This is a genomic window from Streptomyces sp. BR123 (genome assembly GCF_013401435.1).
In the GTDB taxonomy this organism is placed as follows: domain Bacteria; phylum Actinomycetota; class Actinomycetes; order Streptomycetales; family Streptomycetaceae; genus Streptomyces.
In genome coordinates, this window is record NZ_JACBGN010000278.1 from 1 (window position 1) to 9,371 (window position 9,371).

Annotated in this window: 5 protein-coding genes and 1 pseudogene; 5 read left to right on the forward strand and 1 reads right to left on the reverse strand. The window is 75.2% G+C overall.

Annotated elements, in window-relative coordinates:
• Positions 1–52 precede the first annotated feature (52 nt).
• A complete protein-coding gene (locus HYE82_RS29565; RefSeq protein ID WP_179177254.1) occupies positions 53–1,195 on the reverse strand; it encodes a VCBS repeat-containing protein in 1,143 nt (380 codons plus the stop codon).
• Positions 1,196–2,274: 1,079 nt separating this feature from the next.
• Between HYE82_RS29565 and HYE82_RS29570 the strand changes: the two genes are divergently transcribed.
• The 5 genes and pseudogenes from HYE82_RS29570 to HYE82_RS29590 form a co-directional block, all read left to right on the forward strand.
• The gene (locus HYE82_RS29570; protein WP_179177255.1) at positions 2,275–3,402 is read left to right on the forward strand and encodes a 3-oxoacyl-ACP synthase III family protein; all 1,128 of its coding nucleotides are present in this window, start codon (positions 2,275–2,277) and stop codon (positions 3,400–3,402) included.
• A gap of 6 nt (positions 3,403–3,408) precedes the next feature.
• Positions 3,409–4,293 carry a hypothetical protein gene (locus HYE82_RS29575; RefSeq protein WP_179177256.1) on the forward strand — a complete coding sequence of 295 codons (885 nt, stop codon included), beginning with the start codon at positions 3,409–3,411 and terminating at the stop codon, positions 4,291–4,293.
• A 5-nt stretch (positions 4,294–4,298) separates the two neighbouring features.
• Positions 4,299–6,719, forward strand: a complete 2,421-nt coding sequence (locus HYE82_RS29580) for an AMP-binding protein (protein ID WP_179177257.1) — start codon at positions 4,299–4,301, stop codon at positions 6,717–6,719.
• Positions 6,704–7,945 (forward strand): NAD-dependent epimerase/dehydratase family protein, encoded by a 1,242-nt coding sequence (locus HYE82_RS29585; RefSeq protein WP_309144488.1) that lies wholly within the window; start codon positions 6,704–6,706, stop codon positions 7,943–7,945. The genes HYE82_RS29580 and HYE82_RS29585 overlap by 16 nt, the downstream gene beginning before the upstream one ends.
• A 145-nt stretch (positions 7,946–8,090) precedes the next feature.
• Positions 8,091–9,371 (forward strand): annotated as a pseudogene (locus tag HYE82_RS29590) (hypothetical protein); the annotation flags it as partial.

Genomic DNA, 9,371 nt, shown 5'->3' on the forward strand with positions numbered 1-9,371 from the left:
GAGGGGGGCCGGGGTGGGAGCTTCACGCCCCCGGCACCTCTCCTGTGGGCTGCTACCAGCCGCCCGAGCCGATCACCTTGCGGTCCCCGAGGCCCGACCCCGTGCCGGGGTAGAGGTAGAGCTTGCCGGTGGACTTCTCGACGCCCACCAGGTCGTCGTAGGCGTTGGAGGTGAAGTCGCCGCCGATGAGGTCGTTCATGCCGTTCCAGCCGGCGGAGCCGATCTCCTTGCGGGTCTCCAGCCCGGAGCCGTCGCTCTTGTAGAAGAAGAGCTTTCCGCTGGAGGACTCGGCGCCGACCACGTCCGTCTTGCCGTCGTTGTCGACGTCCATGCCGACCAGGTCGTGCATGCCGTTCCAACCGCCCGAACCGATCTCGACGCGGGCCGAGCCGGCGGCGATCGTGCCGTTGCCGTTGCCCTTGTAGAGCCACAGCTTGCCGGTGGAGGCCTCCACGCCCACGACGTCGTCGACGGCGTCCCCGTTGATGTTGGCGGCGACCAGGTCCGTCATGCCCGCGGACGGCTGCGGCTTGGGCGTGGCGTCGTCGACGATGTTCTTGTAGCGGACCCGGTGGTACGGGCCGTAGCCCGGGTAGTACGGGTAGTCGTAGATCCGGTGGTGCACGCCGCTCGGCGTGAAGTCGAAGCCCCAGTACTTGGTGTGGTCGCTGTTGGCCCACCGCTCGAAGAGGACGACGTGGCCGCCCGCGCCGCCGTCGTTGTCGAGCAGGGCGTCGCCCGCCTTGAGGTCCGACTTGCCGATCCTGTGGACGACGCCGCGCGGCTCGAAGGTGTCCGTGGTCAGCGAGGAGTCCAGGTCCCAGGCCATCGAGACGTATCCGGAGCAGTCGGTGCGGTAACCGCCGTGACGGCCGCCCCAGTTGTAGTCGAGGCCGATGCCGACCCAGCTCCTGGCCCGCTCGATGACGGTCTCGCGGGATATCTTCGTGGCCGCACCGGCCGCCGCGAAGGGCGTTCCCCTCACCTCGGTGCCGACGGGCACCTCAGCGCCCTGGCCGGTGCTTCCGAAGTCGGGGTTCGGGGCATCGGTCACGGGGGCGTCGCCCGTCGCTGCCGGGGGCGCCGGGTCGGCGACCGCGGTGCCGTTGACCGCGACGATGGTGCCGCTCGCGGCGGCGATGGCGAGCAGGGCGGCGATTCCGGTGCGGCGGAAGGACTTTCCGTTGCGGGACATGGGTGTACTCCGGTTCGTGGGTGAAGGGTTCGTGGGGCCGGGAGCCGACAGGGGCTCGACCGGCGGTCACGGATGTCACGGATGTCGCGGGTGGCGCCGCGGCGGTGTGCCGCTGGCGGACGCGGTCGGACGGCTGCCCTGCAGGTACAGCGGTCCGGGTGGCGCGTGGTGTGTGGGGCGTGGCACTCGGGCGGCGGTGGGGCTTCGGGGCCGCTCCGGGCGTGACGGGCCGTCAGTCGACGGCGGGGCTCGTGGCGTCGGGGGAGGTGGTCCGCGGGGTTCCGGTACGCATGACGGTCGTGGTTCCTTTCGAACAGGTTGTGTCGGCCGTGCTGCCCGTCTGACGTCCGTCCGTACGACCGGACTGCCCTGAACACGTCCCGCGGTGACGTCCCGGAAGGCTTCGAGGCGGTGTCCCCGAGGTCTCCCTCGCTGACAGGGATCAGCTTTGTCGCTGCTCAGAGCCCGGGGAAGGGAGATCAGCGGGCCTCAAGTGGCCTTGGACCAACCAGGCCACCCCGGACCCGGTGCCGGCCGTACGGGCGCTCCCCGGGGTGCCCGGGCCACACGGGCCACACGGGCCACACGGCGCGTTCGAACGCCGGTGATGCGGCGGGCCGCAGGGCGAACGGTGCGGCGGAGCGCAGGAAGCAGCGCAGGGAGTAGCGCAGGGCAGCGCGGGGCTCAGCCGTCGGCCGTGGACGTGGATGCGGCACGGGTGGCGCGTGGTCAAGACGGACCGGGTGATTCCGGACATCTTTTGCGCGCCTCCCGGGGCGTGCCGGGGCCGCCGTTGCGGTGCGCGGGGGCGGCGCGGACGTCGGCGTACCGATGCCGGACCGGCCCACTGCCCCCCAGGTCGGGTCAAAGCCGCCTCCCGCGGCGGGGAATTGGCCGTCCGGGGATTGGCTGATATTCGATCGGACGGCCCGGCTCGGATAGCTCTCCGCCCTTGCCGAGAAAATCAGTACGCTACGGTAACTTCGCTGTCCGTCACCCGTGACGGCCTTCAGCCATTTACCGACCGGCGCCCGCGCATACCGAATCACGGGTCCGGCGGATCGCCATGGAGGGCGAATATGAGTACCACCGAGCGTCGCAGCCGAATAGAGGCCCTCGGCGCCTTTCTTCCCGCGGGATCGCAGACCAGCGAAGAACTCCGCGCCGAGGCGCCGGGACTCGGCGACGCGGACGTCGAACGGATCACCGGGATCGCCGAGCGGCGCGTCCACGACCCCGACCCGGCCGCCGGGGAGGACTCCTTCGGGATGGCCCTGGCGGCCGCCCGCGACTGCCTGGCCGCCTCCCGCCACCGGGCCGCCGACCTCGACGTCGTCATCAGCGCCTCGATCACCCGGGTCAAGGACGGCAGCCGCTTCCACTTCGAGCCGTCCTTCGCCGGGATGCTGGCCGGCGAACTCGGCGCCCGGCCCGGCGTCCTGAGCTTCGACGTCTCCAACGCCTGCGCCGGCATGATGACCGGGGTCTGGCTGCTGGACCGCATGATCCGGTCCGGCGCGGTGCGCAGCGGCATGGTCGTCAGCGGCGAGCAGGCCACCCGCGTCGCCCGCACCGCCGCCCGCGAGCTCACCGACTCCTACGACCCGCAGTTCGCCTCCCTCTCGGTCGGCGACTCGGCGGCCGCGGTCATCCTCGACGAATCGACCGACCCCGCCGACCGCATCCACTACATCGAGCTCATGACCTGCTCGGAATACTCCCACCTGTGCATGGGAATGCCGAGCGACCGCGGCCAGGGAATCGCCCTCTACACCGACAACAAGAAGATGCACGACCGCAACCGGCTCAAACTGTGGCCGAGATTCCACGAGGATTTCCTCGCCAAGAACGGACACCGTTTCGCCGACGAGGAATTCGACTACGTGATTCACCACCAGGTCGGCACGCGATTCATCGACTACGTCAACCAGACCGCCGAGGCGGAGTTCGGCACACCCATGCCGGCCTCCCTGCAGGTGGTCGAGCGGTTCGGGAACACCGCCACCACGTCCCACTTCCTCACCCTGCGCGAGCACCTGCGCGGGAACGGGCTGCCGCGGAGCACCGGTTCGGCAGCGAACCGCGACCACGGCCGCGACCACGACCGCGACCAGGGCCGCAGTGGAGCCCGGTACCTGATGGTGCCCGCCGCCTCCGGCGTGGTCACCGGAGCCCTGTCCGCCACGATCACGAACGCGAGGGTGTGAGCCGCCATGGGCATCGTCATCACTGCCGCCGCCACTGCGGCCCACACCGACCCGGCCACCCCGGCCTCCGCCGTCGACCTCGCAGGACGCGCGGCCCGCAGCTGCCTGGACGGCGCCCGCGTCTCCCCGTCCGGTGTCGGGGTCCTCGTCAACGTCGGCGTCTACCGGGAGCACAACACCTTCGAACCGGCCATGTCCGCCCTGGTCCAGAAGGAAGTCGGCATCAACCTCGACTACCTCGCCGACCCCCAGCCGGCCGCGGGCTTCTCCTTCGACCTGATGAACGGGGCCTGCGGCGTGCTCAGCGCCGTCCAGGCCGCACAGGCCCTGCTGGCGACCGGCACCACCGAGCGGCTGCTGATCACCGCCGCCGACGTCCACCCCGGCGGGGACGCCTCCCGCGACCCCGACTACCCGTACGCCGACCTGGCCGGCGCCGTCCTGCTGGAGCGCGCCGCCGACCCCGGCACCGGCTTCGGGCCCGTACGCCACTACGGCGACGACCGGCCCACCGACGTCGAGGGATACCTCGACCTCGACACCATGGGCAGCGGCGGCCGCTCCGGCATCACGGTGCGCCGCGCGCCCGGCCACGAGACGCGGACCGGCGAACTCGCCGCCGCCGCCGTGGCCTCGTACGCGCAGGAGTTCGGCCTCGACCTCACCCGGACCCTGCTCATCGGGCCCCGGGTGCCGCTCGCCGCCGACGCACGCGGCGCGGGGGAGCCCGGGGCCGTTGCGGGGGAGCCGCACACCGCCGCCCCGATCCTCGGTTACCTGCGCGCCCTGGAGGGCGGCATCCGCCCCGCCGACTACGACGGGATCCTGTTCGTGACCGCTGGTGCCGGACCCAGCGCGGCCTGCGCCTCGTACCGGCCGCAGGGGTGGTGACCGGCATGACGTCAGCAACCACCCGGCAGGCCGTCTCGCAGCGCGGCCCGGCCGCCGCAGCCGCCGGCCCGGGCATCGGCCCGGACACCGGCCCTGGTGTCGGCGTCGGCCCCGGCCCCGGCCGGGGATCGGGCGACCTCGACGCGCAGAGCCTCGCCGGCCTCCTGGAGCGCAACGCCCGCGCCCACCCCGACAAGCCTGCCGTCATCCACCCCGACCGCCCCCGCGGGATCCGCGGCGCACTCCCCGCCGGTCCCGACCGGGGCCCCGCCGAGGTCCCCGCGTACGGCACGCTCACGTACGGCCGACTACAGGAGGCCGTCGAGCAGTTGGCCGCCGGCTTCACCCGGGCGGGAATCACCAAGGGCACCAAGACCGTCCTGATGGCCCCGCCCGGCCCCGAGCTGTTCGCCCTCGTCTTCGCCCTGTTCCGCATCGGCGCCGTGCCCGTGGTCGTCGACCCCGGCATGGGCGTCCGCCGGATGCTGCACTGCTACCGGACCGTGGGGGCCGAGGCGTTCATCGGGCCGCCGCTCGCCCACCTCGTACGGCTCCTCGGCCGCCGCACCTTCGCCGGGATACGGGTGCCCGTCACCCTGGGCCGGCACCGGCTCGGCCGGGCCCGCACCCTGACCGCGGTGCGCGCCCTCGGCGCCGACAGCACGCGGCGCGGCGGCACCGCACCGGTGGCGGCCGGCCGCGACGACCTGCTGATGATCGGCTTCACCACCGGAAGCACCGGCCCCGCCAAGGGAGTCGAGTACACCCACCGGATGGCCCTGTCGATCGCCCGCCAGATCGAGGCCGTCCATGGCCGCACCAGCGAGGACACCTCGCTGGTCACCCTGCCGTTCTACGGGGTCCTCGACCTCGTCTACGGCTCCACCCTCGTCCTCGCCCCGCTGGCCCCGGCCAGGGTGGCGCAGGCCGACCCCGCGCTCCTGGTCGACGCGCTGGAACGCTTCGGCGTGACCACGATGTTCGCCTCGCCCGCCCTGCTGCGGACCCTCGCCGACCACCTCACCGCCGCCACCCCGGGCCGCCACGAGCTGCCCGCCCTGCGCTGCATCGTCGGCGGCGGCGCCCCGGTACCCGACACGACCGTGGCCGCACTGCGCCGCGTCCTGCACGCCGACGCGCGCATCCACGTCACGTACGGGGCGACGGAGGTGCTGCCGATCACATCGATCGAGGCCGGGGAACTCCTCGGGGATCCGGTGGCCGATGCCGCTTCGGCGGCCGTGGCGGATCCGACGGCACCGGCGGAACCGGCGGAACCGGCGGCACCGGCCGGCGGCGGCACCGCGGCGCGGGCCGCCGAGGGTGCCGGGACCTGTGTCGGGCGGCCCGTGCCCGGTACCCGGGTGGCGATCCTGCCCGTCACCGACGGCCCGCTGCCCCGTCTCGGGACCGGGGCCCGACTGCCCGTGGGGCGGGTCGGCGAGATCGCGGTCCACGGCGCATCCGTCAGCCCGCGCTACCACCGCTCGCCCGAAGCCGACCGCCTGCACAAGGTCCTCGACGCCACGGCCGACGACGCCGCCGACGCCGCCGCCGACGACGCCGCCGACGCAGCCGGGACCGGCGCGGCGGCGGTCACGGCGGGCAGCACACCGCAGCGCACCTGGCACCGCACCGGCGACCTCGGCTACCTCGACGAGCAGGGGCGTCTGTGGTTCTGCGGCCGTGCAGCCCAGCGGGTCCGCGCCGAGCACCGCGACCTGCACACCGTGCGCTGCGAGGGCGTTTTCAACGCCCACCCCCTGGTACGCCGCACCGCCCTCGTCGGCGTCACGGACACCACCAGCCCCCACGGCACGGGCCCGGCCGCCGGTCCTGCCTCCGGTACCACCGCCGACAGCGGCTGGGGCCGCGGTCGCGGAGGTGCGGGTGGTGCGGGTGGTGCGGGGCAGGGCCCCCGGCGTCCCCAGCGCCCCGTCGTCTGCGTGGAGACCGAGGGGGACCTCGACGCGGAGGCCTGGCCCCGCCTCGTCGCCGAACTCCGCGCCCTCGCCTGCGCGCACCCCCCCACCACGGGCCTGGAGCAGGCGGAGTTCCTCCGCCACCCCGGTTTCCCGGTCGACATCCGGCACAACGCCAAGATCGGCCGCGAGGAGCTGGCCCGCTGGGCCGAGCGCCGACTCGCCCCGCCCGCCCCCCTGCTCTCCCGGGACCGCGCCGAACAGCTCGTCCCGCTCGCCGGCTGGGCGTACCTCGTCGGCGGAGCCGTCTGGGCCGCGACCGCCGGGGTCCCGGCGGCCCGCCTCCCCCGCGTGCTGTGGTGGACGGACGCCGTCCTCAGCATCGCCGGGCACGCCGCCCAGATCCCGCTCGCCCTGCCGCGCGCCCGCGCCGCCGGCATCGGCCGCCCCGCCGCGGCCGGCCTGACCCTCCTCTACGGTGCGACCTGGTGGCGGAAGCTGTGACGACCCCCGCCCGCATCCTGATCACCGGTGCCACCGGCTTCCTCGGCGGCCACCTGGCCGACGCCTGCATCGCATCCGGCCACCGCGTACGGGCCCTCGTACGGCCCGGCAGCGACACGGCCCGGCTGCGCACGCTGCCCGGCGTCGAACTCGTCACCGGAGACCTGACACAGCCCGCCACGCTGGAACGGGCCGCCGAGGGCTGCCGGGCCGTCGTGCACAGCGCGGCGCGCGTCGTCGACCACGGCACCCCGGAGCAGTTCAGGGCCGCCAACATCACCGGCACGCTCCGGCTGATGGCGGCGGCCCGGGCGGCCGGCGCCCGGCGGTTCGTGTTCGTGTCGAGCCCGAGCGCCCTGATGCACCTGCGCGAGGGGGACCGGCTCGGCATCGACGAGAGCACCCCGTACCCGACCCGCTGGTTCAACCACTACTGCGCGACGAAGGCCATCGCCGAGCAGCACGTCCTGGCGGCCGACGGCCCGGGGTTCACCACCTGCGCGATCCGCCCGCGGGGCATCTGGGGCCCGCGCGACCACGCCGGGTTCCTGCCGCGGCTGATCGGCGCCCTGCACGCGGGGCGGCTGCCCGACCTGTCGGGCGGAAAGCGCGTCCTGGTGTCGCTGTGCCACGTCGACAACGCGGTGGACGCCTGCCTGCGGGCCGCCGTCACCGCCCCCGCCGAACGCATCGGCGGCCGCGCGTACTTCGTCGCCGACCGCGAGGTGACGGACCTGTGGCCGTTCCTCGCCGAAGTCGCCGGCCTGCTCGGCTGCGCACCGCCCCGCCCGCGCATCCCCCTCCCGGTGGGCCGCACCCTGGCGGCCGCGGTGGAGACCCTCTGGCGGCTCCGGCCCGACGCGGACACGAGCAGCCCGCCGGTGAGCCGCTACATGATGGCCCTGCTGACCCGCTCGACGACCTACGACACCGGCGCCGCCCACCGCGACCTCGGCTACGACGCCCCCCGCAGCCGCGCCGAAGGCCTCCGCGACCTCGCCGCCTGGGTCACGGCCCAGGGCGGCATCCCCGCCTGGACCAACCCCCCGGCCCGCACGGCCGCGCCGGACACCGCCCGCGTGACGGCACCTCCGGCTGCTGCCCCGTCGGCTGCGGCCGGGTCGGCCGGCGCTCGGTCGACCGTCGCCGGGGCGGCCGTCACCGGCTCGGCTGCCTCCCGGTCGGCTGCGGATCGTTCGTCGCCCCACACCACAGACCCCCGATGACCCCGCGCGCGAGCAGACCCGCCACACCCGCCACCGCCGCCGGGTCGGCCGGCGCTGAGGCGGCCGCCTCCCGCGCTGCCGTCGCGGGCCCGCTGCCGCGCACCACAGACCCGGCCGGTTCGGCCTCCCGAGGGGATCCCCCGCGATGACCACGCACCCGACCACTCCCGCCACACCAGCCGTACCCGCCGCGTCCGTTACGCCGACCAGTGCCCCGGCTGCCGCCCGTACCACCGCGGCCGCCCCCTACCGCCGCCCCGTGTCGCCCACCGAGCGGCTCTACCTCGGCGCCGGCCACGCCCGCGGGGCCATGGCCCTGCGGGTCGTCGTCGAGGGCGACGGGCTGCCCGGCCGCGAGGAGCTCCGGGCCGCCGTGGCCCGGGCCGCCGAGGCCTGCCCCGGCTCCCGCCTGGTGCGCCGCGGCCCCCTGTGGGTGGCCGACGGGCCGCTGCCGCAGGTCGTGTACGCCGACCCGGCCGCCGCGGCCTTCGACGCCTCCGCCCCCGCCACTGCCGAGCTGCTCACCGGCCGCTCCGGCCCGGCCGAACCGCCCGGCTGCGAGGTGCTCGCCATCCCCGGCCGCGGCGGCACGCCGACCGCGCTCGTCTTCAGCGCCTCGCACGCCCTGATGGACGGTCACGGCGCCCTGACCTGGGTCCGGGAGGTGTTCCGCGCCCTGCGCGGCGAGCCCGCCCGGCCCGCAACCGACCCGGCGACCGACCACGGCCTGCTGCGTTCCCTGCCCGCCGGACAACGCCGCCGCCGGCCCTCCCCGCTGCCCGGCCGGCCCTCGCCGCTCGGCCCCGCCACACCCGGAACCCCGCCCCGCACCCTGTGGCTGCGCCGCACCCTGCCCGGCCGGCACCCCGCGCTCACCGCGCGGCTCGCCCAAGCCGTCGCCGACACCGCACGCCGCGACACCCGCGTCATGGTCCCGGTGGACCTGCGCCGCCACCGCCCGCACCTCGCGGCGGCCACCGGCAACCTCACCCTCCCGCTGTTCCTGGACCTGCGTCCCGGCCAGGACTGGGCCCGGGCCCAGTCCCGGCTGCTGGCCGCCCTCGCCGACGGCGCCGAACTCGCCGCCGGGTTCGAGGCGGGCCTCGTCACCCGGATGCCCCCGGCCGCCGTCGCCGCGCTGCTGCGCGCCGCCCAGGGCGCCTCCGTACGCGCCGACCGCCACCTGGCCTCGGCCGTGGTCTCCCACCTCGGCCTGCTGGACCCGGCCGAACTGTCCGGCGGCGGCTTCACCGCCGCCACCGCGTACGCGCTTCCCGTACACGCACCACTGGTCCCGCTGTCTTTCGCCGTGGCCGAGACCGCCGCCGGGACCGAGATCACCCTCGGTGTCCGCGCCTGCGACCCGTCCCTCCGGGAGCACGCGTCGGCCTTCCTGGACACGGTCATCTCCACCGCCGCCCCCGCC

What these genes read in the sequence shown, in the direction of transcription:
- HYE82_RS29565 (WP_179177254.1), bottom strand. Translation starts at nt 1,195, where the DNA reads ATGTCCCGCAACGGAAAGTCCTTCCGCCGCACCGGAATCGCCGCCCTG.
- HYE82_RS29570 (WP_179177255.1), top strand. Translation starts at nt 2,275, where the DNA reads ATGAGTACCACCGAGCGTCGCAGCCGAATAGAGGCCCTCGGCGCCTTT.
- HYE82_RS29575 (WP_179177256.1), top strand. Translation starts at nt 3,409, where the DNA reads ATGGGCATCGTCATCACTGCCGCCGCCACTGCGGCCCACACCGACCCG.
- HYE82_RS29580 (WP_179177257.1), top strand. Translation starts at nt 4,299, where the DNA reads ATGACGTCAGCAACCACCCGGCAGGCCGTCTCGCAGCGCGGCCCGGCC.